Genomic DNA, 25,976 nt, shown 5'->3' on the forward strand with positions numbered 1-25,976 from the left:
CCACAATTCCAGCTCGCGAATAAGAATCCGATGGCCTTCCTGGACCGCAGCCAGATTGTCCGAACCGCCGACCGGGCTCCCCCGGCACCGGGCAAGGAGTTGCTGGCCGGCATTCTGCTGACGGCGCTGATCGCGACCCTCGCCATCCGGAATCTGGTGCCAGAGGACGCGCTGGCGCCCGTGATCGCCACGCTGCTGTTCGCGGCTGGCGCGGCGACGGCCGGAGTAGCGTGGCTTTGTCGGGCCGGCCGGTTCCGCGTCATGTGGCTCGACCTTGCCGGAAGCCTGACGTTCATCGGCGTCGTGATCTCAGTTCTGATCGAGCCGGATCAGATGGTCAGGCTTTTCACCCTCTCGGATCAACCTGAGTAACGGGAACGCATTTTTCCGCAGTCCGACTGCGTCGTTTTTGTCTGCACGTCCAAGCCCGGGCCCCTCTGGCAGTTCAAGCGAACTGCGATGTCGGATTGGACCTTCAACGAAGTGGCCCGCATGCTGGAATTAATCTCCTCACAACACCTGACAGCGCTTTTCCAGGTCATCATGATTGACCTGGTGCTCGCCGGCGACAATGCCATCGTCATCGGGCTTGCGGCCGCCGGGCTTCCCGAGGGCCAGCGCAAGAAGGCTATCCTGATCGGCATAGTGGCCGCCACTATCCTGCGCATCGGCTTCGCGTCCGTCACGGTTCAGCTGCTGCAGATCATTGGGCTGCTGCTCGCCGGCGGCGTTCTCCTGCTTTGGGTATGCTGGAAGATGTGGCGCGAGTTGCAGATGTCGCATCATCGGCCGAAATTGCAGAGTCTTTCAGCCGCGAGCACAATCGATGCGCCTGCCGCCGCGGGCCATCAAAAGACGCTGAGCCAGGCCGTATGGCAGATCACGATCGCCGACGTCTCGATGTCGCTCGACAACGTGCTCGCCGTCGCGGGCGCGGCGCGCGAGCATCCGATGATTCTGATATTCGGCCTGGCCCTTTCCATCGCACTGATGGGGCTCGCCGCCAACTTCATCGCACGCCTCCTGGAAAAGCACCGCTGGATCGCCTATGTCGGCCTCGCGATCATCCTCTATGTGGCCTTCGACATGTGCTACCGCGGCGTGCTGGAGGTGTGGCCACATCTCAACGCTTAATTCCCCGCGCCCTAAGGATGCCATTTCCAACAATTAAGCGTCCGTTAATCGGCATCGGCGAAAGTGCCCCGATTCGATACATTTCAGTAGCGTGCGGGGAAAACCACCATGGCTGCCACCATCTTGATTGCCGATGACGACGCCGTTCAGCGCCGTTTGGTTGAAAACATGGTGCAGAAGTGCGGCTACGAGCCGCTGGTCGTCGATAGCGGCGATGCCGCCGTCGCCTTGCTGACCGCCCCGGATGCGCAGGCGATCGACGCGGTCGTGCTCGACCTCGTGATGCCCGGCCTTGACGGGCTCGGCGTGCTTTCAAAAATGCGTGAAGCAGGCCTGAGCATCCCCGTCATCGTGCAGACCGCCCATGGCGGTATCGACAATGTGGTTTCGGCGATGCGCGCCGGCGCGCAGGATTTCGTCGTCAAGCCGGCGAGCTTCGAACGGCTGCAGGTGTCGCTGCGCAACGCGCTCAACACCTCAGCGCTCAAGGGCGAGTTGCAGCGCATCCGCCACAGCCGCGAAGGCCGGCTGACCTTTGCCGACATCATCACCCGCAGCGAAACCATGGCGGCCGTGCTGCGGACTGCGCAGAAGGCGGCGGCTTCCAGCATTCCGGTGCTGATCGAGGGCGAGTCCGGCGTCGGCAAGGAATTGTTAGCCCGCGCCATCCACGGCTCCAGCGAACGCAAGTCGAAACCTTTCGTTGCAGTCAATTGCGGCGCCATCCCCGACAATCTCGTGGAATCGATCCTGTTCGGCCACGAGAAGGGCGCCTTCACCGGCGCCACCGAACGCCACATGGGCAAGTTCGTCGAAGCTTCCGGCGGCACGCTGTTTCTCGATGAGGTCGGCGAGCTGCCGCTGGCGGCGCAGGTGAAATTGCTTCGCGCGCTGCAGGAAGGCACTGTCGAGGCGGTCGGCGGCCGCAAGCCGGTGAAGGTCGACGTCCGCATCATTTCCGCGACCAACCGCAAACTGCTCGACCTCGTGAAGAGCGGTGCGTTCCGCGAGGACCTGTTCTACCGGCTGCACGTGCTGCCGCTGACGATTCCGCCGCTGCGGCTGCGGCGCGAAGACATCCCGCATCTGCTGCGGCATTTCCTGGCGCGCTTTGCCGCCGAGGAAAGCCGCACCATCACCGGCATCAGCGGCGAGGCCGTGGCCCATCTCGCGCAGCTCGATTGGCCCGGCAATATCCGCCAGCTCGAGAACACGGTGTATCGCGCCGTCGTCATGAGCGAGAGCGACCAGCTCGGTTTGTCGGATTTCCCGCAGACCGCAGGCCACGCCGTATCGGACGGCCAACTGGCGCACAGCGAACCGTTGATCATGGCGCCTTCGACGGCGCCCGCCATGGTTTCGGGTAGTGATATACCGATTGCCCCGCTCGCCACTGCCGGCAGCCTTTCGATGCTGACCGCCACCGGCGAGGTGCGGCCGCTCGACGACATGGAAAACGAGATCATCCGTTTTGCGATCTCGCATTATCGCGGTCAGATGTCGGAAGTCGCGCGCCGGCTCAAGATCGGCCGCTCCACGCTCTACCGCAAGCTCGATGAGGCTGCCGCCAACGACCCGGCCGAAGGGGACGCGAACTGAGCGGACAGACCGGTGCCGATTATGGCGCCTGCGTGGCAAAGATCGTGGCAAACCAACGACATCGCTGCTCGGAAGCTTTGGAACCGTGGCTTGGCGGTGACAGACAAAAGGCGGGGCGCGTGGCAAAAACATGCGACCCGATGCAAACGGGTAGTTTGAGGTCAGTTTGTCGTGAGTGTCCCGCATGGCGCTGGCTGCATGAGAGGGGCACATGTATCGTCTGCGTTTGAACCGTGGCGTGCAGGCGTACGACTGAGAAACGGATCGAGCCGGCGCTTCCCGCGCAAGCCGTGACGAACGATACCTAACGACTGTTCCATGCCGGGGCAGTTTCGCCCAAGGGGGTGTGACGATGCGTGACTGTTCGACGAATCGTGCAGGATTTGACCGCGTGCTGATGGCCGTCGCGGCAACCTTCCTCACGGTCTCTGCGACCTCAGCTCTGGCGGGCCAATCGACCACGCCGCGCGCCAGCGCCGCCGAGCTCGCGATCGACGCAGCAGTCCCCCGCCCAGAACCCGCCAACGTGCCGCCTCCGACCATCGGCGACTTCAAGATGGACACCACCGCCACGGTGCCTGACGCAGCCAAGGCTACTGACAAGGCAATCGAAAAACCGGCCGAGCCCAGTCCGGCCGCAAGGGCGGCCGAGCCCAAACCGGCCGATGTCGTGACTGCGCCCGCCCCTGCGGCTAGCGACGCCGCAACCGCCACGCCTCCCGCCGCGACCGCCACTGCGCCAGCCTCCGAACCCATCAAAGAGCCGGTGAAGGTAAGCACCGTCGCTCCGGCCGACCAGCCGGTCGCCGACCGCCTGCGCGACATGCTCGGCGCCAAGTCGCTGCGCTATTTCGACCGCAAGAGCGAGCGCGCTGCCGTCGAGAAGTTCTACTCGGCGCGCGACTATGCGCCGCAATGGACGCAGGCCGGCAAACTGACCGATGGCGGCAAGGGGGTGATCGCCCGTTTGAAGGATGCCGCCTCCGAGGGCCTCAACGCGGTCGACTATCCGGTGCCGGATTTTGCCGCCGCCGCTTCGCCGGACCAGCTCGCCGAGGCCGAACTGAAACTGACCGCGAGCATGCTCGACTATGCGCGACAGGCGCAGAGCGGCCGGATGCACTGGTCGCAGGTCTCCGCCGACATCCAGTATCCCGAGCACCCGACCGATCCGGCGGAAGTGCTCGCCAACATCTCCACCGCCAAGGACGCGTCCGCAGCGCTCGACGGCTACAACCCGCCGCACAAGCTCTACAAGGAATTGAGAGCCAAGCTTGCCGAGCTGCGCGGCCAGGGCGACGGACCGATGATCCATATCGCCGAGGGTCCGGCGCTGGCGTACAAGGCTGCCACCAAGAAGCAGGGTGAGGTCGTGCCCGAAGACCCGCGCGTGCCGCAACTGCGCGCCAAGCTCGGCGTCACCGACCATCCCGACGGCACGCAGTACGACGCCAAGGTCGCCGCCGCCGTACGCAAATTCCAGGAGAGCGTCGATCTCAACCCGACCGGCGTGCTCGACGACCGCACGGTGAAGGCGATCAACAGCCCGAAGCGCGACCGGCAGATCGACACGGTGCTCGTCAACATGGAGCGCTGGCGTTGGCTGCCGCGCCAGCTCGGTGCGTCATCGCTTGGCAACGCCTATGTCATCCTCAATGTCCCCGACTTCACGCTCAAGGTGATGCAGAACGGCGCCCAGGTCTGGAACACCCGCGTGGTGACCGGAAAGCCGGGAAAACACGCCACGCCGATGCTGACGGAAACGATGAAGTTCATCACCGTCAACCCGACCTGGAACGTGCCGCCGTCGATTATCTACAACGAGTATCTGCCGGCCCTGCAGCAGGACCCGACCGTGCTGCAGCGGATGGGGCTGAAGCTCGAGCGTAACCGCGACGGCAGCATCCACATTTCGCAGCCGCCCGGCGAGGCCAATGCGCTCGGCCGCGTCCGCTTCAACTTCCCGAACAAGTTCCTGGTCTATCAGCACGACACCCCGGACAAGCATCTGTTCGCCAAGGAAGAGCGCGCCTTCAGCCATGGCTGCATGCGGGTACAGAATCCGGACCAATACGCCTCGACCCTGCTCAACATCACGATGCCGAACGAGCGCTACACGCCGGAAAAAATCCGCAGCATGTACGGCCGCAGCGAGATCGACCTGAAATTCCCGACGCCGATCCCGGTCAACATCACCTACCAGACCGCGTTCGTGGACGACGCCGGCAAGCTGCAGATCCGCAAGGACATCTACGGCCGCGACTCCGTGATGATCGGTCTGCTGAAGAACGGCCGCAGCAAGGACCTGGAGGCGATGGTCGCCCACGCGCAGCCAAGCTATACGCGTCCGTCCGGCTCGAGCCTGCCGGCCGGCGTCAACTTCGCCAGCGACAACACCTACTCGTCCGGTCCGTCGTTCTTCGAGCGCCTGTTTGGTGGCCCGTCGACCGCGACGCCGCCGGCCCCGGTCGGCCGCCGGCCGCAACAGCGGTTCACCAGGTAATCCGGAGCACTACTGCCTTTGGACAAAATTTATCAATGAAATCAACAACCTCTCCTTCCCCGAGAGGTTGTTTACGTTAACCATTATCCATGCCGGATCTGGCACCGGGCACTTTTTTGCCACAGTCCACGGGTTAGTTAAGTCTAAGTTGGGGGCGGGATGGTAAACTTCGGTTAACCATTCCGCGTTAAGAAAGCGTTCACCCTCTTTTGCCGGGGTCTGCAGAAGAACACCGTGAACGCTCGTCGACTGGGTGGGCTTTATTCGTGCTGGCTGGTTTCGCGCGCCAATTCAATCCGCTTGCTTTGCCAAAAGCCGGATACCGGATCGGGCTAACTTCGCTATTGCTGCTGGGCGGAGCGGGCTCGGTGCATGATGCGACGGCGCTGAACGAAACCCGCACCCTCTCCTTCCACCACACCCATTCCGACGAAGACCTCACCGTCACCTTCAAGCGCGACGGCCGCTACGACGAAGAAGCGCTCAAGAAGATCAATCACTTCCTCCGCGACTGGCGCAGCCAGGACTCGACCACGATGGATCGGCATCTGTTCGACATCCTCTGGGAAGTCTACCGCGACGTCGACGGCAAGAAGCCGATCCAGATCATCTCCGCCTACCGCTCCCCCGCCACCAACGCCATGCTCCGCCGCCGCTCTTCCGGCGTGGCGCGCTTCAGCCAGCACATGCTCGGCCACGCGATGGACTTCTACATCCCGGACGTGCCGCTGGAGCAGATCCGTGCCGCCGGGCTCCGCCTGCAGCGTGGCGGCGTCGGCTTCTACCCGACGTCCGGATCGCCCTTCGTCCACCTCGACACTGGCAGCGTCCGTCACTGGCCGCGCATGACCCAGGATCAACTCGCCAGGGTGTTCCCGGATGGACGTACCGTCCACCTGCCCTCCAATGGCGGTCCGATGAAGGGCTATGAGCTGGCCCGCGCCGACATCGAACGCCGCGGCAATGGCGACGATGCGGCATCCGTCGGCAAGAAGCCGAGCCTGTTCGCGGCGCTGTTCCGGGGCGGCAAGTCGACGGAAGAGGATGACGAGGGCGCAAGCGCTCCGAACAAGAACGAGAAGCCCGCACCGGCCAGCGCGACGACTGCGAAATCCGCCGATCCGGTTCCGACGCCGCGCGCCAAACCGGTAGGCTCGACCATTCAGCTAGCCTCGGCCGACGCCCAGATCGTGTCGGGGGCCAAAGCCAGGCCCGAGTCCAAGCCTGAAGCGACGCAGGCTTCCGCCGAGCCGAAGCCACAGACGCCGGCCGATATCATCAATTCCCGTGGCTTCTGGGACGACATACCGAAGGCGACGAACCAGGCCACCCCGGCTCAGGTCGCAGCGCTGCGCGCACGCCAGGCGCTCGCCGCCGCCACCGATCCGCAGTCGACCGCCAGCGTCACCGAATCGTTCAACAGGGCGATGGCTTATGCGCCTGCCGCCTCCTCGCCGGTTGATCGCGCCAACGTCGTCGCCGCCTCCGCGCCGATCCCGCCGCGTCCCGCCCGCCCGACGCGCAATGCCGGTGCCGCGGCGACCGAAATCAACACGGTGGTCGCCAAAGGCGCGCAGGGTCAGGACAGCGTGGTCGCGACCTCGACCCGTCTCGCCGCGGCCCAGGGCAACAGCATCTGGATGCGCGTCGTAATGCTTGCGCCGAGCGCGAGCAACGCGATGTCGACGACCGTGCTCGGTGATACCGAGATGACCCAGATGCGCAGCCACTTCGTCAAGCCGCAAGCCGCGATCGCCATGACCTTCTCGGAAGATCCGATGATGGGCATGACCTGCGACCGCTTCACGGGATCGGCGACCGCGCAACTGCCGACGCAGTCGTTCGTGATGCGCACCGCCGCGCTGCGCTAAGGCTCACATCCTCTCCGCACACTCAATGTCGTCCTCGCGAAAGCGAGGACCCATAGCCACGAATGCACGTTGTTGGAGGCCGTTGCGGCCCCAGCATTGTTCAACACAAGCATTTGTGATTATGGGTCCCCGATGTGCAATTGCACATCTGAGATCGCGCTTCGCTTGTCCGGGACGACGGGAAGTTGGGCCTGAAGCGCCGACGCCTCACAGCATCCCCAGCGCCTGCATGTAGGTCTCCAAAATGGTTTCCTGCTCGGCGCGCTCATTGGCATCCTGTTTGCGCATGCGCACGATGGTGCGCAGCACCTTGACGTCGAAACCGTTGCCCTTGGCTTCGGCATAGACGTCACGGATGTCGTCGGAGATCGTCTTCTTTTCTTCTTCCAGACGCTCGATGCGCTCGATGATGGCCTTGAGCTGGTCTTTGGCGAATTTTGTCGCGGGCTCGTCCTGGACGGCGGCGGCGGCGGAGGTGGCCATCGGTTACTCCTGAATGGAACTGAAGGTGGTGCTGAAAGATCAAGCGCCGCACGCGTTACCGCACGGCGCTTTTTTCAGGATTGACCCTCAAGATCGGGACGCCTTGCGTCAAGGCAACATCGTGCTCATCCACAGCGCGCCCACAGGAGATAGAGAAGCGGTCGTTCCGGGGCGATGCGAAGCATCGAACCCGGAATCTCGCGATTCCGGGTCTGGTGCTTACGCACCATGCCGGAATGACGAGTCCTATTACGCGTCGCTTCGGCGGCGCGGTGGGCTCAATGCCCGGGGTGAACCTTCTTCATCGCGGCCAGTTGCTCCGGCGTAGCCGGGCCCTGATGCTTGGCCTTCCACTCCTCATAGGGCATGCCGTAGACCGCTTCGCGGCTCTCGTCCTTGCTGACGGCGACGCCCTTGGCGTCAGCCTCTTCCTTCATCCAGTTGGAGAGGCAGTTGCGGCAGAAACCGGCCAGATTCATCAAATCGATGTTCTGGACGTCGGCGCGGCCGCGCAGATGGCTGACCAGGCGCCGGAAAACGGCGGCTTCCAGTTCCGTTCTGGTTTTGTCGTCGATCGTCATGATCTTGGGTCCTGATCTCGGTCCTGCGTCAGATGGAGCAGAGCATATTGATATCAGGTGGGAATTGTCACAGATTTTGCCATATCTGCGCGCAAAACTGCGTATCGCACGTGGAGTCCCGGTTTCCCACAGCGCGGGAAAGGCGTGCCCGGCCGTTGACAGGTCCCGCCGGGTCACGCGAAATCGTCAATGATTTGATATAGCTTCGCTGCATGACCGGAAAAGATTCTCGCCGCTTGCCCCCCCTCCTCACACGCATGACCGCCGGCCTGATGCCGATGCTCGCGTTGGCGGCGGCCGGCCTGTGGAACAGCCCGGCGGCGGCCGATTTCCGGCTCTGCAACAACACTTCCAGCCGGGTCGGCATTGCGCTGGGCTACAAGGATGCCGAGGGTTGGACCACCGAAGGCTGGTGGAACGTGTCATCGCGGAGCTGCGAGACATTACTGCGCGGAACCCTTGTCGCCCGTTACTATTACATCTATGCGCTCGACTATGACCGCGGCGGCGAATGGTCGGGACAGGCCTTCATGTGTTCGCGTGACAAGGAATTCACCATCAAGGGTACTGAGAACTGCCTGGCGCGCGGCTACGACCGCACTGGGTTCTTCGAGGTCGACACAGGCGAACAGCGAGCGTGGACCGTGCAACTGACCGAAGCCAACGAGCAACCCGCACAGCGCGTGCCGGGAATTCCGGGAACAGTGGGACCGGGCGGCCCCGGCGGGGTTCCGGGCCTGTCTCCTCCGCCGAGCGGACCGGGTCTGCCGCCAGCCACGGCGCCCAAGCAATGAGACGGCTCCGTCGCATCAAGATTCTCGCAACCCTCGGCCCGGCATCGTCAGACAGCGCGATGATCCGGAAGCTGTTCGAGGCCGGCGCGGACGTATTCCGCATCAACATGAGCCACACGCCGCACGACAAGATGCGCGAGCTGGTTGCGACCATCCGCAATGTCGAGAGCAGCTATGGCCGCCCGATCGGCATCCTGGTCGACCTGCAGGGGCCGAAGCTGCGGCTCGGCGCCTTCGCCGAAGGCTCGACCCAGCTCAAGAACGGCCAGAGCTTTGTGCTCGATTCCGACAAGACGCCCGGCGACAACAACCGCGTGCAGTTACCGCATCCGGAAATCCTCGCCGCCCTTCGGCCGGGCCATGCGCTGCTGCTCGACGACGGCAAGGTGCGGCTGATCGCCGAGGAGACCTCGCCCGAACGCGCGGTGACGCGCGTGGTGATCGGCGGCAAGATGTCTGATCGCAAAGGCGTCAGCCTGCCCGACACCGACCTGCCGGTGTCGGCGATGACGCCGAAAGACCGCGCCGATCTGGAAGCGGCACTTGTAACCGGGGTCGACTGGATCGCGCTTTCCTTCGTGCAGCGCGCCGAGGACGTCAACGAAGCCAAGCGGATGATCCGCGGCCGCGCCGCCGTGATGGCCAAGATCGAAAAGCCGCAGGCGATCGACCGCCTCGCTGAAATCATCGACGCCTCCGACGCGCTGATGGTGGCGCGCGGCGATCTCGGCGTTGAGCTGCCGCTGGAGCGGGTGCCGAGCCTGCAGAAGCAAATGACGCGGATGGCGCGCCGCGCCGGCAAGCCGGTGGTGATCGCGACGCAAATGCTGGAGTCGATGATCCAGGCGCCGGTGCCGACGCGCGCCGAAGTCTCCGACGTCGCGACCGCCGTCTATGAAGGCGCCGATGCCATCATGCTGTCGGCTGAATCGGCCGCCGGCAAATTCCCGGTCGAAGCGGTGTCGACCATGAATCGCATCGGTGAGGAAGTGGAGCGCGACCCGACCTATCGCTCGGTGCTGACGGCGCAGCGGCCCGAGCCGGAGAATACGGTCGGCGACGCGATTGCCGACGCCGCGCGGCAGATGGCCGAGACGCTGGATCTGTCGGCGATCATCTGCTGGACCTCGTCGGGTTCGACGGCGATCCGCGTGGCGCGTGAACGGCCGAAGCCGCCGGTGGTGGCGATCACGCCGAACCTCGTCACCGGGCGCAAATTGTCCGTCGTCTGGGGTGTGCATTGCGTGGTAGCCGAAGACGCCCACGACCAGGACGACATGGTCGATCGCGCCGGCTCGATTGCGTTCCGCGACGGTTTTGCAAACGCCGGCCAGCGCGTGATCATCGTCGCCGGCGTGCCGCTCGGCATCCCCGGCACCACCAACATGGTGCGCATCGCCAATGTCGAACCGGACGGCGGGGCGAAAAAGTGACGGGAGAGAGTCATTCCGGGGCGCGCATGCGCGAACCCGGAATCTCGAGATTCTCCGATGTGCAATTGCACATCGTAGTTCGTCGCTTCGCGCCGCCCCGGAATGACGCGGCAGTTACTACTGCAGCGTCGCGTCCAGCGTGATCTTCGTATTCAGCACCTTCGACACCGGGCAACCGGCCTTGGCCTTGCCCGCCAGTTCCTCAAACGTCCCCTTGTCTGCGCCCGGGATCTTTGCGTTCAGCGTCAGATGCACGGACGTGATCGCAAACCCATCGCCCTGCTTTTCCAGCGTGACGTCGGCCTTCGTTTCCATGTGTTCGGCGGTGAGTTTGGCTTCGCCCAAAATCAGCGACAGCGCCATGGTGAAGCAGGCGGCGTGCGCCGCGCCGATCAACTCTTCCGGATTGGAGCCGGGCTTGCCTTCGAAGCGGCTGGCGAAGCCGTAGGGATAATCGTTGAGCGCGCCGCTCTTGGTCGAGATCGCGCCCTTGCCGTCCTTGATGCCGCCCTGCCATTTGGCGGACCCTGATGTTGTCGTCATCGCATGCTCCTGATCACGGTTGGACCGTCGATAAGCCGCAGCGTGGCAAATGGTTGCGACAAAGTCGTGTCGAGCAGCGGTGAGTTCAGGCACCGACCAGCGCCTTGGCCGGCAGCACCGCCTGCACCACGAGGCCGCGGGCGCGGGCATCCATCACACCGACGGCGCGCAGCGCCAACAACGTGACCGTCTGCACGGCGTCGCGCAGCTTCGCGGAATCATCCAGGTTCTCGGGCGCCAGCGGACCGACCAGCGATTCATGCAGCGCGCCGAGCAGCGCGGTGGCGGCGAGCGCCGTGTCCTGCGCCGGCAGATGGCCGGCGCGCACCGCGGCATCGATCCTGGCGGCAATCTCGCCGGAGATTTCGCGGCGGCTGGCAAGCCGCGACACCGAGACGTCGACATCGACAGGTTCGGCCAGAATGCCCCAGGCGAGCTTGCGCTGCGACAGCACATGCACGGCAACGGTGGTGACGGCGGCGGCGAGCGCCGAGGATGGCCCTGGAGCGGCATCGGCCGCGCGGCGGATCGCCGCCAGTTCGTCGCGCGATACCTCGGCGATCAGTTCGGAGATGAGTTCGGCCTTGGAGGGGAAGTAGCGGTAGACGGTACCAGCCGCGACATTGGCGCGGACCGCAACCGGGGCGATTTGCACCGCCGCCATGCCGCCCTCGGCCGCAGCGTCCCGCGCCGCCGCCAAGATGGCGCTACGCCGCGCCGCCAGCCGCTTTACGACCTGATGGGTTCGCCGATAGACCATGGCGCGTCTTCCGTCCCCGGCGCGCCCTCGAGCCCCGTGGAGCCTGCCAGAACGCGCACACCTTCAACGTCTTGAGCGACAAGCGCACTCATCGCTTTGAAGAAGTGAACAACTATTCACGCCTGATGACAAGACGGTTTCAAGACTTTCCGAACCGTTAACAGGATCGCAACGCCGATCCACTAGCTTGCCGAAAGGGCAGCCTCCGATTGTGCGCCCTGCCTGAATGCGGCCATCGCAGGATGCCGTCCGGCTCCGACGAGAACCGAGCTTCTATCCGGAGACCATTCCATTGCGGCGTAAAGTAGCGTTCCTGCTGGGTGGGGTGCTGATCGGCACGATCGGCTACAAGCTCGTGACACCCGCGACTCCCCACACCGATTTTTCCGCAATGGCGCTGCCAGCGCGAAACGAGCGGCCGTGCGGCCCGATATCCGGCAAGACGGCCATCATCGTCGTGCACGGCCAGAGCAACGCGGCGAACTTCGGAAGCGCGCGACACTCAGCGCGTGAGGTCGTCGACAATTTCGATCCCGCGACCGGCAAATGCTTCGCCGCAGTCGATCCCCTGCTCGGCACCGACGGCATCGGCGGGAGCTTTGCAACGCGTCTCGGCGACATCCTGATCCAGGCCGGACGCTACGATCGCGTGATTCTCGTCCCCCTCGCCAGGGGTGGGGCATCGCTCGCCTTCCTGAACAACGAGGGTGCCGAGTTGATCACCAACGGCATCGCGAAGCTGAAGGCGGCGGGGCTGACGCCGACGCATATTCTGTTTCAGCAGGGGGAAACGGATGCGGTATCGACGACGACGGCCGAAGAGTATGCTTCGCTGCTGCATCAGCTCGTGAAGCGATTTCGCGCGGCCGGCCTCGATGCGCCCTTCTATCTGTCGCGTAGCGCAAAATGCGACTATGTCGGGCCGAACAACATTGCGGCGGTACGCGCCGGTCAACTCTCTGCGGTCGATGAAGCGCTGAACATCCGACCGGGACCCGACACCGACACGATCGGAAATGAAGGCCGCAGTCCGGACGGCTGCCACATGAACGAGGCCGGTACGCTTGCAAATGCAGCCCTGTGGGCGGCGTTCATCAAATAGCGGTGATTTAAAGCGCCGGGCGCGATGGCGCCGGCATCGCCTCGTGCCGTTCACGCCCCTGCCGCGACAAGTCTTGGCGCCGGCTCATGCCGCCACCACGATCCGGCGCGGCGCAGGATCAGCATGGACACGACAAGCGTGGCGCCAAGGCCGGTCGGAATACCGGTGAACATGTAGCAGCCGATGAGAGCCGCGACGGCGCCGAGCGCCGGAAGCTCGTAGGCGCGAAAACCGGTCTTCAATCCGATGCGAACCAGGAAGGCGATCGGGATCGCCAGCACCATCATGTCGTACATGAAGAGATAGGGCGTGGTCAGCAGCGTGCCGGCGGCAAGCGCTGCGGCCTTCAGCGTGTAGGGCACGCGGCTTCGCCACACCAGCGCCAGCACCACGGCCACCGAGGCGGTGAGAACCCACTGGAATGCCCAGCCGAGCGGTTCGCTGCCGCCGAAGTAACGCACCATCGAGAAGATGCTTTGCAGCTTCCACCATGGGGCCTTGCCTTCGGTCAGGAACGCCTGCGAGAATTTCGGCATCCAGTGGAAGAACGCCAGCCAGCTCTCGATGCCGAAGGCGAGCCAGGAAGCGGTGGCCAGCACGACTGCCGTTACGCCGGCGCTGATGAACACGCGCCAATGCCCCCCTGCGATCAGCATGATCGGAAACAGCAGCCCGTATTGCGGCTTGTAGGTCAAAAGCCCGAGGCAGATGCCTGCCAGTACCGGCCGTATCGGGATCAGATAGAGCGTACCGCCGATCAGCGCCGCGGTGAGGAATCCGTTCTGCCCGACCAGTGCATTGATGAACGCCATCGGAATGGCGAGCGCGAGCAGATAGCCGAAGGCGTGGCCGACGATCGCACGCATCGCGACAAGAAAGAGCAGAAAGCTGACCACGACCCAGCCGATATAGGCGAGCTGATAGGGAAGCTGCGCCAGCAAGGATGCGACGAACAGGAATGGCGGCGGATAGTGCCAGGCGAAGTAGCCGACAAAATCCTGGCCGAGTTTTGCGACCTCGACCTGCTTCTGGATGTCCCAGTCATAGGCCTGCGCCGGGAGGCCATCGAGCACCAGACGGCCGGCCGCCCAGACGTTGATGAAATCAGTCGGGATGCCGAGGCCGTTCGGATCGTAAACCCACCAGTGCGAGGAATACGCCACCCCGCAAAGGGTCACGTTCACAACCGCCAGCACCAGGCAGACCCTGACGAGCCACGTGGGAATTGCGGTTTGCTCCGGTGCGGGCCTGAGAGTGGAAAGAGAGGCGGTCATGCGAGATCCTTGCCCGGGCGCCTGTCCCAAGGCGCACGCCCCCAAAGCAATAGACCGGGCCGAATTGAGGAAATCTTAAGTTTTAGCGCGGCAACGGCGGTTTTTCCCGTCGTGCCTGCGAACGCAGGCACCCATACCGTCTAATGTGACGACCGGTTAGACGCTACAAACAATCAGCGTCGGTGGTTATGGGTCCCCTGTGTTCGCAGGGACGACCGTCAGTGACGGCTCTTAATTCCCCGTCTGCAATTCCCCAAAACGCTCCCACGTTTTCCCGTTGAAGCGCATGAACTGCATCTGATCTACCGGCACATGGTCGGCAGGCCCGGTATTGACCTTGATGCCAGGCAGCAGCATCGGCAGTTCCAGGTCTTTGATCGAATAGGCCTGCCTTAAAATATTCTCGGTCGACAGGTCGTTGCCGCAGGCCTTCAGCACGGCCTCCAGCACCATCGCGCTGTTATAGGCGTTGACGTAATTGGTGTCGTGCAGGTCGCCGTCGGGAACGTATTTGATCATGAACTCGCGCCAGGCCTTGACGCCGGGGTCGTCCTTCCAGGCGGGATCGTCGGGATCCTTGACATAGGCGGTGGAGAGAATGCCGGTGCCGGCCTCGACGCCCGCCGGCTCCATCACGGTCGAAATCCACACTGCGACGTTGGAGAGGAACGTCATCGGCCGCCAGCCGATCTCGAACGCCTTGCGAATCGATTGCGCGGCGAATTTCGGCGTTGCCGCGATCACGAACACATCGGCGCCGGAGGCCTTCAGCTTCACGATCTGGGAGTCGATGGTCGGATCGGAAATTTCATAGGTCGCGCCGGTGACAACGGAATCGTACTTGTCGCCAAGCACGTCCTTCAGCCCTGCCAGATAATCGCGGCCGTAATCGTCGTTCTGCGAAATAACGGCGAATCTGGCGTTCGGGTTTTTCGAAAGCGCATAACGCGCATAGAGCCGTGCCTCGTAGCGGAACGGCGCCTGCACACCCACGGTGGCCTGCGGGAATTGCGCAATGTCGGCGAATTTCGAAGCGCCGGAGGCCAGGAACAATTGCGGGATGTTCTTGCCCTGCAGGTATTTCGCGATCGCGGTGTTATGCGCAGTGCCGATCGAGGAGAAGATCAACGCGACCTCGTCGCTCTCGACCAGCCGGCGCGTCTGCTCCACGGTCTTCGGCGGCGCGTAACTGTCATCGAGCGAAATCAGATTGACCTTGCGGCCATTGATGCCGCCGCGCTCGTTGACCATCTTGAAATAGCCGACCTCGCCCTTGCCGAGCGCGCCGAACGCCGACACTGGCCCGCTATAGGGCATGGTCTGGCCGATCCTGATTTCGGTCGCGGTGACGCCGCGCATTTCGGCCGACATCGCAGCCACAGGCAGCATCAGACAAACGACGGCGCCTAGCGCGACAACCCCCGTGACGAAACGCATCGGCTTCCCTCCCCCTTGTGTCGTCAGCCGCGCTTAAGGGCGCGCGGAGCGGCCGGTATTTCGTTCCGGCGAGCGGAAACATGCCATGACGCCGCGACCGACGCCAACCCTAATCATGCCGGTTCAGACGCAAGGGATCAGCAGTTTCAGCCGCTACTCACAGCCGCTTCGCAGCCACCGCATTGGCCAGCAGCGATTGGACGCCGGTCCGGTGAAACGGCACGATAAAGAACAGATAGATTTTGCCGGAGAGGTTGTGCACCGAGCAAATCGTCGAAACGACGACGCTCTCCGCATCGTTATCCCTCAACCGAAGCACCGAGAGCCTGAAGTCGAGGTGCCTGTTGTTGCGACCCGCGACAATCTCATTGTCGCCAATGAAGAAAATCGGCCACGGACCGATCTTGTCGCCAACGCTGTAGCTGGCGCGCATCGCAGGCTTGAGAATTTCGGCGACGGTCGGTGCTTCCAGTCCAAAGCATCTGGCAATGGCATTGCGGGTGATCAACAACGCCTTCATCCAGCGCGGCGAATGGCCGAACAACGCAAAAAAGATTTCAACGATTGTCAGCCCCGGACGTGTCAGCGGCACGCGGTATGAATCGTGGAAATAGGCTTTGCTGATCTCGTCCTTGCCCAGCGCGCTCACTGGCGGAAGTTCGCATTCGACCACGTGCATGCCGGTCCCCCGTCAGGCGGACGTCCATAACAGAACGGGCGCATGATGCGCCCGTTCTAACTCAGTCCGATAGCAACCCGGCTCACGCCTGCGGCTGCGGCTCCAGGCCGGGATCCGGATCGGGACGCGGGCGCGGCTTGCCGGCCGGCGGCACGGCGGAGGCGCGCGGCGTGCTCGGCTCCAGCACCGACTCGCGGTTGGGCTTTTTGCCGTTGAGCAGGTCCTGAATCTCGTCACCGCTCAGCGTCTCGAACTCGAGCAGGCCTTTCGCCAGGGTTTCGAGGTCTTGGCGCTTCTCGGTAAGGATTCGCGTGGCTTCGTTATAGCCCTCTTCGACAAAGCGCCGGATCTCGGTGTCAATCTTCTGAACCGTGGCTTCCGACGCGTTCTGGGTACGGGATACCGACATGCCCAGGAACACCTCGTCCTGGTTTTCGCCGTAGGACACGGTGCCAAGGGCTTCGGACAGACCCCAGCGCGTCACCATCATGCGCGCCAGTCGCGTTGCCTGCTCGATATCGGAAGAGGCGCCGGACGTAACCTTCTCCTTGCCGAAGACCAGTTCTTCAGCGACACGGCCGCCCATCATGATCGCGAGCCGCGATGTCATCTGCTCGAGCGACATCGACAGCTTGTCCCGCTCGGGCAGCTGCATCACCATGCCGAGTGCACGCCCGCGCGGAATGATTGTCGCCTTGTGGATCGGATCGGTCGCGACGACATTGAGGCCGACGATGGCATGGCCGCCCTCGTGATAGGCCGTCAGCAGCTTCTCTTCCTCGGTCATGACGAGCGACTTGCGCTCGGCGCCCATCATCACCTTGTCTTTGGCTTCCTCGAACTCGGCCTGCGTCACCATCCGCTTGTTGCGGCGGGCAGCCGTCAGCGCGGCCTCGTTGACGAGGTTCATCAGGTCGGCGCCGGAGAAGCCCGGGGTGCCGCGCGCGATGGTCTTGAGGTTGATATCCGGCGCCAGCGGCACCTTGCGAACGTGAACTTTCAGGATCTGCTCGCGGCCGACGACATCAGGGTTCGGCACCACGACCTGACGGTCGAAGCGGCCGGGACGCAGCAGCGCCGGATCGAGCACGTCAGGACGGTTGGTCGCCGCGATCAGGATCACGCCTTCATTGGCCTCGAAGCCATCCATCTCGACCAGCAACTGGTTGAGCGTCTGTTCGCGCTCGTCATTGCCACCGCCGAGACCGGCGCCGCGATGACGGCCGACCGCGTCGATTTCGTCGATGAAGATGATGCAGGGCGCGTTCTTCTTGGCCTGCTCGAACATGTCGCGGACGCGGGAGGCGCCGACGCCGACAAACATTTCGACGAAGTCCGAACCCGAGATGGTGAAGAACGGCACGTTGGCTTCGCCCGCGACCGCACGCGCGATCAGGGTTTTACCGGTGCCGGGAGGACCGACCAGCAGCACGCCGCGCGGAATGCGTCCGCCGAGGCGCTGGAATTTGCCGGGATCGCGGAGGAACTCGACGATCTCCTGCAAGTCCTGCTTGGCCTCGTCGACACCGGCGACGTCCTCGAAGGTGACGCGGCCATGGGCCTCCGTCAGCATCTTGGCGCGCGATTTGCCAAAGCCCATCGCCTTGCCGGCGCCGCCCTGCATCTGGCGCGACAGGAAGATCCACACGCCGATCAGCGCAATGAAGGGCAGCCAGGAGACGAGCAGCGAGACGAACCACGGCACGTTGTCGCCGGGCGGCTTCGCGGTGATCGAGACCTTGCCGTCATACAGACGCTTCACCAGCGTCGGATCGTTCGGCGCATAGGTCTGGAAAGAGGAGCCGTTGGTGAAGGTGCCGTGGATATCCGGTCCCTGGATCACGACGTCGCGCACGCGGTTCTGGTCAACCTCGCTCAACAGCTGCGAGAACGAGATGTCCTGCGAGGACGTGCGCTGACCCGGATTCTGGAAGAGCGTGAACAATGCCAACAGCAACAGGACAATGATGACCCAGAGGGCGAAGTTGCGCAGATTGGCGTTCATTGATCTTCCTTCGTGGTCGCGCGGATCGCGGCCCTATGTCCTTGGCAGTAACCCTAGAATATTCCTTGGGTAGTGTGGCGAGAATCCCCGGTCCACTGCACCCCAATCTAGGTGGCGCCCGGGTCAATGCCAAGGGAACCACACGGGACTATTTAACGCATCTTAACGAGATTCCCGGACAAAAAATGACGCAAAGGCCGGGGTTTTTCCGAGGTGGTTAAGGCTCTTGGTGCCGATATAAGCGGATATTGCGGATATTGCGGTATGTGGACGCCTCTTATGCCCGATTACCCCTCCGCGGCGGTGCTGGATCGACGTGAATTCGCCCCTTCGACAGGCTGATCGCCGCCCCGGCCAACGTCTGTTTCAGCCTTGTCTGCCTCTCGCCATTCGCAATGGCCCGGTCCAGCACCGCCAGCAGCGCCTCGACCTTGCCGAGTTCCGCAGGCCCTTCGTGTCCAGCCCGGTCAATCGCGCGCTTGAGCAGCCGAAGGCGGATCTCCTCGGGCAGATCGGCAAATGCGCGAGCGTCGAATCCGAACCGCGAGGCATCATCGCGATCTCTCAAGGCGAGATAGCGCTCGGCGCCGTCGGCCAGCACTTCGATCGCGGCATTCGCCCGCGCGAGCCTTGTTGCCAGCCGCGCCAAATTTCGGCTGTCGCCGCCCTCCTCGACCAGCGCCGGTATCAACGCGCGCAGCCGCGGCCGCGTGAATCTCATGTCGCGATTGGTGGGATCGTCGGCAAATGCGATCTTCGCCTTGCCCAGCGTCGCAACGAGCCTGGATTTCGGAACGTCGAGCAACGGCCGCGTCAGCCACACGCCCTCGCGCTCGGTCTCGCGCGCCATCGCCGCGAGACCGGCGATGCCGCTGCCGCGCAGTATCCGCATCAACAGCGTCTCGGCCTGGTCGTCGCGGGTATGCGCCGTCAGGATGTGCGTGGCGCCGCTCGCCCGCGCGGCCTTCGCCAGCAGGCGATAGCGCGCGGCACGGGCTGCGGCCGGCAAGCCTGTGCTCGGTTTGGCTCCGGTCCAGCGCAACGTGCGATGGGGCACATCGAGCGCTTGTGCGAGACGCTTGACGTCGCGCGCCTCGCGCGCGGCCTCACGCCGCAAGCCATGGTCGACGGTGACGGCGATCAATCGCGGCCCGCGCGGAAGCGCACGGCGCCAGCGGGCGGCAAGCCACATCAGGGCAAGGGAGTCGGGACCACCGGACACCGCCAACACGAGCGCGGGCGCGGCCTTCCAATGTGCGAACAGATCCTTCGCTTGCTGTACCGAGATCGGCGCGTGGTCGTCGTCAGGCATGGCATCGCCAGTCTATTCGAGGCCGATAGAGGCCTCGACCGGCTTTCGCTTTAGCACTTAACCCGCTTCTGCTCACGATCGACGGCGGCTTTGACGCCGGCCGATGCGCGCGGATATTTCCGCGTCACCTCGCCGAGCGCGGCGCAGGCGGCTTCCTTTTCCTTCAGCGCCGCCAGCGACTGGCCGAGCCGCAGCAGGGCGTCGGGCGCCTTGCCCGACTTGTCGAACTTGGTGGTCACGCCGAGGAACGCCTCGGCGGCGTCGCGATATTGCTGGCGCTGAAAATAGCTTTCGCCGAGCCAGTATTGCGAATCCGCGATCAGCGGATCGCTCGGATATTTCTGCGCAAAGTTCTTCATGGTCTCTTCGGCCAGCGCATAGTCCTTGCGCTGCATGTAGCCGATGCCGAGATCGAATTCGTCCTTCGACGTGGCGCCGGGCGGCAACGTGGTAAGCGCGGCGCTGGCGCCGGGCCCGGGGCCGCGCTGTGGCGGTGCGGCTGCAGCGGGCGGCGGCCCGCCGAGATTGAGCGGCTCGCCAGGCGCGCGGCCGCCCGGGGCGCCGACGGAAGCTTCATTCGAGACCGGCATCTGGCCGCCGCCGAGCGCGCGCGGCGCGCCGGGGGCGTTGGGGTTCTGGCCGGGGTCGAAGGCGTCGCCGCGGCGGCGGCCGCCCGCCTGCGAAGCTGCCGGGTCCTGTGCGATCGGCGCGGGCGAGGCGATCTGCGGTTGCTGGTCGTAGCCGGGCTGGGCCTGCGGATAGCCCTGCTGCTGGCGAGGCCCCTGCTGCGGATAACCTTGTTGCGGATAGCCCTGTTGCCCCTGCGGCGGGCCGGACTGAACGGGAGGCGGCGCCGCGGCCACGCTGGGCTGCGGCGGCTGGCCACCCGGCGCCGGCGGTGCGGCGCCAAGCTGGCGCAGTCGATCCTCGAGCTGGCGGTTACGGTACTGTAGTTCCTCGTTCTGGCCGGTCAGTTGCCGAAGCTGGTTTTCCAGCCGCTGGATCCGCATTTCCAGGTCGGCGTCGTCGGACTGGGCCGGAGCCTGCGGGGCACCTTGCGGAGAACGCTCCCACGGAAACGTGATCTGTGCGAGCGAGGACTGCGTAGACAAGCCCAGCATCGCGATGACGGCCGCGGCACTGACAGCATTGAGGAATCTGGATGACATTTTGCCCTGACGACGAAATCGCGTGTCAAACGAAAGCAGAACACATTGAGAGAGGGAGTACGCCAGAATTGTGACTGGCATTTCCGATTCGGTTCGCGGAATTCGGGTATGGTTTAGCATCCCCTTCAAGACAAGCCGCCCGTCCGACGCACCATTCACAAATCGAGGGAAGCCCGCTCATGCACGTATCTGTGAACGGAGTGCGGCTGTTCTTCGATGTCGAGGGCGCGAAATTCGTCCCCGACGGGCCGGTGATGCGGGAAAAGCCTGTCCTGCTGATGCTTCATGGCGGCCCCGGCGCCGACCACTCGATCTACCGACCGGCCTACTCGGCCTTGGCCGACGTCGCACAGATCGTCTATCTCGACCACCGCGGCAACGGCCGCAGTGAGGACGGCCCGCAAGCGAGCTGGAACCTGGCGCAATGGGGTGATGACGTGCGCGCATTCTGCGACGCGCTCGGCATCGTCGACCCGATCGTGCTGGGCGCGTCGTTCGGCGGCATGGTCGCACTGGCCTACGCCACGCGCCATCCGGATCATCCTTCCCGGCTGATCCTCATCAGTACCGCAGCCGCCGGCGGCGAATATTTGGAGCGCCGTGTGGAACTGTTCGAACGCTTCGGCGGCCCGGAAGTCGGCGCGCTGGCACGGCGGCGCCTTCTGGAACAACGGGGTCATCCCGATCAGGCCTCGGTTGACGCCTGGGCGCGGCTGGTCATACCGCACTACACGCGCGTCCCGCGCGATCCGGACATGGCACGCCGCGCCGTCAACCGGCCGGAGGTGTTGCAATGGTTCGCCAGGCCCGGCGGCGAGAGCCACAGCTTCAACTTCTTCCCCGACCTGGATCGCATTCAGTGTCCGACGTTGGTACTCGGCGGCGAAGACGATCCCATTCACCCGATCGAGAGCCAGGCCGACATCGCATCTGCGCTGCCGCCGCATCTGGTGCGGTTCGAACGGTTCGCTGACTGCCGGCACGCCTGCATTCAAGACGCGCCCGAACGCACGCTGGCCGCGATCCGCGACTTCCTGAGGCGCTAGATTAACTTCTTGCCGTGCCTTCTTAAGGCACGCCAGTATCCACTTGGCTCAAATACTTAAAATGCAGTTAAACCGGCGTCTGAAGACGCCGGTTTTGAAGCTCTGCGAAAGTCCGAACGCTCAGGCGCCGGCGTTCAGCACCGTGACGGCGCGGCGGTTCTGCGACCAGCAGGAGATGTCGTTACAGACAGCCACCGGACGCTCCTTGCCGTAGGAGATCGTGCGCATGCGGTTCGCATCGATGCCGCGCGAGGCGAGGTAGCTGCGCACCGACTGGGCGCGGCGTGCGCCGAGCGCGATGTTGTATTCGCGGGTGCCGCGCTCGTCGGCATGGCCTTCGATGGTGAAGGAGTAACGGTTGTAGGTCTGCAGCCACTGCGCCTGCTTCTCCAGCGTGGCGATCGCCTGCGGGCTCAGATCGGTCTGGTCGCTCTCGAAGAACACGCGGTCGCCGACATTGACCACGAAATCCTGCTGGCTCCCCGGGGTTGCGGCACTCGCCATCGCGCCATCGGCGCCGAGGTTGTTCTTGGCGCAGGCGCCCATCGACAGCGCCACCGCGACCACAGCCGCCAGCTTCCATCCCTGGAGGATACGCATCTGATATTTCATTCCGGAGCCTCCACGCTCACGTTTTTCGACTGTCATCCGGTCTACAGGTCGATGGTTAAGCGAACGTTCCGTCAACCTTGATGGAACCTTGCCAGACCCGATCAAATGCCGACGAACCGTGAAAAGCGACCGCGATAGTTAATGGTTCGTAAATGTGGCGCGATGGTGAAGGCAAGCGCGCACCGGTCCCAAATTGCCAGATTTGGGGCTTTGTCATGGGCACCGGGGCTATATACGCCGCCCTGCGAGGCAGCATAGCTTCGCCGGGCGCGGAGGAAAGCCGACACGGGCCGGAGGGAGTGATTCTGCCCGCCGCCCGCCCGGTTCAGGAATTCGGGGCGATCGAGGCCCGCTCGTATGCCGCGGCGACACGGGCAGGCCGTGCGGCCCGGCCGCCGCGCTCGAACAACATCCGCCGCTCGAATGCGGTCGATCGCATCGTCGGATAGCGCTCGAAGACCTTTTCCTTCATCGCCGGAAAATCCGCCGCCATCAGCCCGACCGGCTTGAGCAGGCCGGGGAACATGCGGGGCTTGGCAATGGTTTCGTGCAGGAACACGCGGCGATAGAACGCCTGGTGCTCGGCACGCACGATCGCCAGCCCGAGATCGGCGTTGAAATATTCGCAAGCCATATAGGCGAGCCGCAGCGTCAGATAGGGTAGTTCCGGGAACCGTTTGATCTTGTCAGGGTCGGCGACGAAACGCGCAGGATCGATGATGACCTCGCCCCGATCGAGCCGGGGATACAAAATTTCGCCGAATGCCTCCGCCGAACAGGACTCCCGCCATTCCGAGGTCAGCACGCTGATGCGAACGGAACTGTAGAGTTCCCCGAACAGGTAGACGCCAAAAGTCCAGGAATTCGGCAGGTCGTCATACTGATCGGTGACACGCTGCGCGGGAGATTCCTTGACAGCCCCTTCGCGAAGATAGGCACGGTAGCGAAGATTGTAGATTTCTTCTTTTTCTTCCGGTGTTTGCGCTAGACGATAGTCGACTTGATCCAACAGGTCCGAACTCCGTCCAAAGGCCGTATTAACTTCGGCCGGGGACCTCATGCTGCAACTCCTAACGCTTCCAAGCAACCTCTACGAGCAGATAGAGGATTAACAGCTTGTTAACGAGATTGCAAAGCTTTCGAGGGATTAAGGTTACTGCGAGGGGCCCGATTCCCCCGTATTTTCACGGGGATATGGGGTCAGGCGATGGACCGTGAGGGGACCGGGACCAGCACGCTGTCCGGCGGACGACGGCCATGCGAGGCATTTAGCAACTGGCGGACCCGCACCGCGGGCACCGGCGGGCTGAACAGATAGCCCTGCGCCTCGGTTACCGCGCCATCGGCACTGATCAATTCGAGCTGCTCGTTGGTCTCGATGCCTTCCACCACCACGGACATTCCGAGATCGGCCGACAGCCGCGCCACGCCGCGCAGCAGCGTCAGCGGCCGGTCGCTGTCGATCCCCTCCAGGAAGGAGCGGTCGATCTTCACCTTCTGCAACGGGAAATTATGCAAGTAGCTGAGGCTCGAATAACCGGTGCCGAAGTCGTCGAGCGAGATTCGCACGCCGAGCGAATGCAATTGCGACAGCACATCGTGCGTCAGTTGCGTGTTGCGCAGCAGTGAGGATTCGGTGATCTCGATTTCGAGCCGGTTGGCCGGCAGGCCTGAGACCTCGAGCGCGTAGCGAACTTCGCTCAGCACGTCGCGCTGATGGAATTGCTGCGGCGAGAAATTGACCGCGACGCTGACGCCTTCTGGCCATTTCATGCATTCCATGCAGGCCTTGCGCAAAATCCAGCGGCCGAGATCGACGATCAGGCCCATGTCCTCGGCGACCGGAATGATATCGGTCGGCGAAACCGTGCCGCGAATCGGATGATTCCAGCGCAACAGCGCTTCGCATGTGGATATCCGTCCCGATTTGAGATTGACCAGCGGCTGGAAGAACAGCTCGAACTCCTCGTTGGCCAGCGCCTTGCGCAGGTCCAGTTCGAGGATGCGGCGGGCTTCGACGACCTGCGCCATCTCCTCGCGGAAGAAGCAGAAGGTGCCGCGGCCGTCGGCCTTGGCGCGGTATAGCGCCATGTCGGCATTCTTCAATAGCGTATCGGCGCTGACGCCGCGCGAGGTCGTGGCGATGCCGACGCTGGCGCCGATCTCGACCAGATGATTGTCGATCTTGTAGCGTTCGCTCAGGCGATCGACGATGCGCCGGGCGAGGCCCGCGGCGTCGTCGGCGGAATGGATGTTCTGCTGGAACACCACGAACTCGTCGCCGCCGAACCGCGCCACGAAGTCCTCGGGCCGCAGCATCTCGCGCAAGCGCTCCGAAACCGCGCACAGCAACTGGTCGCCGCAGGGATGGCCCAGCGTGTCGTTGACCTGTTTGAACTGGTCGAGGTCGACGAACAGCAGCGCCGACAATTGTTCGGGACCCTGCTGGGCCGCCAGCAGACGTCCGATCTCGTCGCGGAAATTGAGCCGGTTGGGCAATTCGGTGAGTTCGTCGTAGCGCGCCAGGTGGCTAATCCGTGCTTCCGCATTGCGACGTTCCGTGATGTCTTCGAGCAGGACGACCGTGCCCCCGCCCTCCATCGCCTGGAATGTCCACGACAGCGATCGGTCCCGTGTCACGTCGGGATCGGTCGTCATGATCTCGCGGGTCCGGGTATTGACGATCTCCGACAGGACCATCTTGCCGCTCGCCGCCGAAATCGAATTCGAGGCGATGCAGGCCGAGACAATGTCTTGCGCGCTTGCGCCGCGCTGGATGAGATCCTCGGAGAGATTCATCATTTCGCGGAAGCGGTAATTCATCACCGCAAGGCGGCCGTCGGCGCGAAACATGCAGAGGCCGTGCGGCATGTTGTTCAGCGCGGTGTCAAACTGGCCGGCCAGCGCCGCTTCGCGGAAGCTTGAGGTCAGCGCCTTGACGAAGATGGAGTGCAGGTTGAGGTTGATATCCTTGAGACCAAAGAAGAACAGCACCAGCAGCACGGCGAGGCCGACGTAATAGAAATCGCCGTGCAGCGCCAGCGCCAGCGACATCGGCCCGCATGCCAGCAGGATGTGATACTGGATCAGCTTGGGTTGGCCGTAGTTGCGGGCCGCGCCTCCGGCGGTGTAACCGATCGTCACCGCGACGCAAACCATGTGCGCGACCGCGTCGTCGTTGGCGTAGATGGTCAGAAAGCTCCAGGCGCCCAGAACGCCGGCGAACACGATGGCGCCGGCCGCATAGCGCGGCTCCAGGTATCGGGCCTGCGCGAACGTCAACGGCTTGGTGCGCTGTTCGTATTTGCGCATCTCGAAGGCGCGGATCGTGCCGATCGCGATGATGAGCACCGCAAACGGCCACAGCAGCTCATTGCCGGTCTTGAGCGCCGTGAATACGGCGGCGACAAATATACAGATCGAGCCCGCAAACATTGGCAAGAAATTCTGGCACATGGAATCGACCAGCGCCGCATAGAGCACCGGCTCCAGCTCGTCGCGGCTACCTCGTTTTTTTGGGTCGACCAACTGCATCGGCAGGGCACGCATCCTGTTAGGGTACGTAGTTCTACCCTTCGCAGATGAAGTCTTTCTGAGGGAATATCGTTACCGAGACGTTGTTTTTTACGTCGCACGGCC

General features: G+C 63.6%; 22 protein-coding genes. 9 read left to right on the forward strand and 13 right to left on the reverse strand.

The features are described from left to right. Positions 1-30: 30 nt before the first annotated feature. The 5 genes from V1283_RS32685 (at position 31) to V1283_RS32705 (ending at position 7,107) form a co-directional block, all read left to right on the forward strand. On the forward strand, positions 31-372 hold the full coding sequence (locus V1283_RS32685) for a hypothetical protein (RefSeq protein ID WP_334390736.1): 342 nt from the start codon (positions 31-33) through the stop codon (positions 370-372). 120 nt (positions 373-492) lie between these two features. Further along, complete coding sequence (locus tag V1283_RS32690; protein WP_334393262.1) at positions 493-1,134, forward strand: TerC family protein; 642 nt, start codon at positions 493-495, stop codon at positions 1,132-1,134. Positions 1,135-1,242: 108 nt separating this feature from the next. Further along, complete coding sequence (locus tag V1283_RS32695; protein ID WP_334390737.1) at positions 1,243-2,733, forward strand: sigma-54-dependent transcriptional regulator; 1,491 nt, start codon at positions 1,243-1,245, stop codon at positions 2,731-2,733. Positions 2,734-3,085: 352 nt separating this feature from the next. Next, a complete protein-coding gene (locus V1283_RS32700; protein WP_334390738.1) occupies positions 3,086-5,236 on the forward strand; it encodes a L,D-transpeptidase family protein in 2,151 nt (716 codons plus the stop codon). 266 nt (positions 5,237-5,502) lie between these two features. Then, a complete protein-coding gene (locus V1283_RS32705) occupies positions 5,503-7,107 on the forward strand; it encodes a DUF882 domain-containing protein (protein WP_334390739.1) in 1,605 nt (534 codons plus the stop codon). A gap of 207 nt (positions 7,108-7,314) precedes the next feature. Here V1283_RS32705 and V1283_RS32710 read toward each other — a convergent pair whose 3' ends face one another. Further along, positions 7,315-7,590 (reverse strand): DUF2312 domain-containing protein, encoded by a 276-nt coding sequence (locus V1283_RS32710; protein ID WP_214490606.1) that lies wholly within the window; start codon positions 7,588-7,590, stop codon positions 7,315-7,317. A 278-nt stretch (positions 7,591-7,868) separates the two neighbouring features. Further along, a complete protein-coding gene (locus tag V1283_RS32715; protein ID WP_334390740.1) occupies positions 7,869-8,171 on the reverse strand; it encodes a DUF1244 domain-containing protein in 303 nt (100 codons plus the stop codon). A gap of 212 nt (positions 8,172-8,383) precedes the next feature. Between V1283_RS32715 and V1283_RS32720 the strand changes: the two genes are divergently transcribed. Together V1283_RS32720 and pyk are read left to right on the forward strand one after the other, a co-directional pair. After that, positions 8,384-8,965 carry a DUF1036 domain-containing protein gene (locus V1283_RS32720; RefSeq protein WP_442895797.1) on the forward strand — a complete coding sequence of 194 codons (582 nt, stop codon included), beginning with the start codon at positions 8,384-8,386 and terminating at the stop codon, positions 8,963-8,965. Next, entirely contained in the window at positions 8,962-10,398 is a 1,437-nt protein-coding gene (gene pyk / locus V1283_RS32725) for a pyruvate kinase (protein WP_334390741.1), read from the forward strand. The genes V1283_RS32720 and pyk overlap by 4 nt, the downstream gene beginning before the upstream one ends. Before the next feature lie 117 nt (positions 10,399-10,515). On the opposite strand, the gene V1283_RS32730 is transcribed toward pyk, so the two are convergent. Then, positions 10,516-10,941, reverse strand: coding sequence for an OsmC family protein (locus V1283_RS32730; RefSeq protein ID WP_334390742.1), 426 nt, complete (start codon positions 10,939-10,941; stop codon positions 10,516-10,518). 85 nt (positions 10,942-11,026) lie between these two features. After that, the gene (locus tag V1283_RS32735; RefSeq protein WP_108514149.1) at positions 11,027-11,701 is read right to left on the reverse strand and encodes a TetR/AcrR family transcriptional regulator; all 675 of its coding nucleotides are present in this window, start codon (positions 11,699-11,701) and stop codon (positions 11,027-11,029) included. A 292-nt stretch (positions 11,702-11,993) separates the two neighbouring features. Here V1283_RS32735 and V1283_RS32740 point away from each other — a divergent pair, with 292 nt between their 5' ends. Continuing rightward, a complete protein-coding gene (locus V1283_RS32740) occupies positions 11,994-12,803 on the forward strand; it encodes a sialate O-acetylesterase (RefSeq protein ID WP_334390743.1) in 810 nt (269 codons plus the stop codon). A 50-nt stretch (positions 12,804-12,853) separates the two neighbouring features. Here the strand turns inward: V1283_RS32740 and V1283_RS32745 are convergent, their stop codons facing one another. The 6 genes from V1283_RS32745 to ybgF all read right to left on the reverse strand — a co-directional run bounded on the left by V1283_RS32745 (position 12,854) and on the right by ybgF (position 20,679). Beyond that, positions 12,854-14,077 (reverse strand): glycosyltransferase family 87 protein, encoded by a 1,224-nt coding sequence (locus tag V1283_RS32745; RefSeq protein ID WP_334390744.1) that lies wholly within the window; start codon positions 14,075-14,077, stop codon positions 12,854-12,856. A gap of 231 nt (positions 14,078-14,308) precedes the next feature. Beyond that, the gene (locus V1283_RS32750) at positions 14,309-15,466 is read right to left on the reverse strand and encodes an ABC transporter substrate-binding protein (RefSeq protein ID WP_442895900.1); all 1,158 of its coding nucleotides are present in this window, start codon (positions 15,464-15,466) and stop codon (positions 14,309-14,311) included. A 205-nt stretch (positions 15,467-15,671) separates the two neighbouring features. Then, positions 15,672-16,193: a DUF2867 domain-containing protein gene (locus V1283_RS32755; protein WP_334390746.1), complete on the reverse strand. Its 522-nt coding sequence runs from the start codon at positions 16,191-16,193 to the stop codon at positions 15,672-15,674. Positions 16,194-16,275: 82 nt separating this feature from the next. Next, a complete protein-coding gene (gene ftsH, locus V1283_RS32760; protein WP_334390747.1) occupies positions 16,276-18,198 on the reverse strand; it encodes an ATP-dependent zinc metalloprotease FtsH in 1,923 nt (640 codons plus the stop codon). A gap of 277 nt (positions 18,199-18,475) precedes the next feature. Continuing rightward, on the reverse strand, positions 18,476-19,510 hold the full coding sequence (gene tilS, locus V1283_RS32765; protein ID WP_334390748.1) for a tRNA lysidine(34) synthetase TilS: 1,035 nt from the start codon (positions 19,508-19,510) through the stop codon (positions 18,476-18,478). A 50-nt stretch (positions 19,511-19,560) separates the two neighbouring features. After that, a complete protein-coding gene (ybgF, locus tag V1283_RS32770) occupies positions 19,561-20,679 on the reverse strand; it encodes a tol-pal system protein YbgF (RefSeq protein ID WP_334390749.1) in 1,119 nt (372 codons plus the stop codon). Positions 20,680-20,879: 200 nt separating this feature from the next. Between ybgF and V1283_RS32775 the strand changes: the two genes are divergently transcribed. Next, positions 20,880-21,725, forward strand: coding sequence for an alpha/beta fold hydrolase (locus V1283_RS32775; protein ID WP_334390750.1), 846 nt, complete (start codon positions 20,880-20,882; stop codon positions 21,723-21,725). A 120-nt stretch (positions 21,726-21,845) separates the two neighbouring features. Here V1283_RS32775 and pal read toward each other — a convergent pair whose 3' ends face one another. The 3 genes from pal to V1283_RS32790 all read right to left on the reverse strand — a co-directional run bounded on the left by pal (position 21,846) and on the right by V1283_RS32790 (position 25,871). Then, positions 21,846-22,337: a peptidoglycan-associated lipoprotein Pal gene (gene pal, locus V1283_RS32780; protein WP_334390751.1), complete on the reverse strand. Its 492-nt coding sequence runs from the start codon at positions 22,335-22,337 to the stop codon at positions 21,846-21,848. Between the two features lie 325 nt (positions 22,338-22,662). Next, on the reverse strand, positions 22,663-23,397 hold the full coding sequence (locus V1283_RS32785) for an N-acyl amino acid synthase FeeM domain-containing protein (RefSeq protein WP_334390752.1): 735 nt from the start codon (positions 23,395-23,397) through the stop codon (positions 22,663-22,665). 140 nt (positions 23,398-23,537) lie between these two features. After that, on the reverse strand, positions 23,538-25,871 hold the full coding sequence (locus tag V1283_RS32790; protein ID WP_334390753.1) for a putative bifunctional diguanylate cyclase/phosphodiesterase: 2,334 nt from the start codon (positions 25,869-25,871) through the stop codon (positions 23,538-23,540). Between the last annotated feature and the right edge of the window lie 105 nt (positions 25,872-25,976).

This window comes from Bradyrhizobium sp. AZCC 2262 (assembly GCF_036924535.1).
Classification (GTDB): Bacteria; Pseudomonadota; Alphaproteobacteria; order Rhizobiales; family Xanthobacteraceae; genus Bradyrhizobium.

Bases quoted from the DNA above. Each gene is read 5' to 3' on its own strand.
- pyk (WP_334390741.1), top strand. From the start codon at position 8,962: ATGAGACGGCTCCGTCGCATCAAGATTCTCGCAACCCTCGGCCCGGCA.
- V1283_RS32735 (WP_108514149.1), bottom strand. From the start codon at position 11,701: ATGGTCTATCGGCGAACCCATCAGGTCGTAAAGCGGCTGGCGGCGCGG.
- V1283_RS32695 (WP_334390737.1), top strand. From the start codon at position 1,243: ATGGCTGCCACCATCTTGATTGCCGATGACGACGCCGTTCAGCGCCGT.
- V1283_RS32730 (WP_334390742.1), bottom strand. From the start codon at position 10,941: ATGACGACAACATCAGGGTCCGCCAAATGGCAGGGCGGCATCAAGGAC.
- V1283_RS32745 (WP_334390744.1), bottom strand. From the start codon at position 14,077: ATGACCGCCTCTCTTTCCACTCTCAGGCCCGCACCGGAGCAAACCGCA.
- V1283_RS32700 (WP_334390738.1), top strand. From the start codon at position 3,086: ATGCGTGACTGTTCGACGAATCGTGCAGGATTTGACCGCGTGCTGATG.
- V1283_RS32790 (WP_334390753.1), bottom strand. From the start codon at position 25,871: ATGCAGTTGGTCGACCCAAAAAAACGAGGTAGCCGCGACGAGCTGGAG.
- ftsH (WP_334390747.1), bottom strand. From the start codon at position 18,198: ATGAACGCCAATCTGCGCAACTTCGCCCTCTGGGTCATCATTGTCCTG.
- ybgF (WP_334390749.1), bottom strand. From the start codon at position 20,679: ATGTCATCCAGATTCCTCAATGCTGTCAGTGCCGCGGCCGTCATCGCG.
- V1283_RS32715 (WP_334390740.1), bottom strand. From the start codon at position 8,171: ATGACGATCGACGACAAAACCAGAACGGAACTGGAAGCCGCCGTTTTC.
- V1283_RS32690 (WP_334393262.1), top strand. From the start codon at position 493: ATGCTGGAATTAATCTCCTCACAACACCTGACAGCGCTTTTCCAGGTC.
- V1283_RS32710 (WP_214490606.1), bottom strand. From the start codon at position 7,590: ATGGCCACCTCCGCCGCCGCCGCCGTCCAGGACGAGCCCGCGACAAAA.
- V1283_RS32755 (WP_334390746.1), bottom strand. From the start codon at position 16,193: ATGCACGTGGTCGAATGCGAACTTCCGCCAGTGAGCGCGCTGGGCAAG.
- V1283_RS32750 (WP_442895900.1), bottom strand. From the start codon at position 15,466: ATGCTGCCTGTGGCTGCGATGTCGGCCGAAATGCGCGGCGTCACCGCG.
- tilS (WP_334390748.1), bottom strand. From the start codon at position 19,510: ATGCCTGACGACGACCACGCGCCGATCTCGGTACAGCAAGCGAAGGAT.
- V1283_RS32685 (WP_334390736.1), top strand. From the start codon at position 31: ATGGCCTTCCTGGACCGCAGCCAGATTGTCCGAACCGCCGACCGGGCT.
- pal (WP_334390751.1), bottom strand. From the start codon at position 22,337: ATGAAATATCAGATGCGTATCCTCCAGGGATGGAAGCTGGCGGCTGTG.
- V1283_RS32785 (WP_334390752.1), bottom strand. From the start codon at position 23,397: ATGAGGTCCCCGGCCGAAGTTAATACGGCCTTTGGACGGAGTTCGGAC.
- V1283_RS32720 (WP_442895797.1), top strand. From the start codon at position 8,384: ATGACCGGAAAAGATTCTCGCCGCTTGCCCCCCCTCCTCACACGCATG.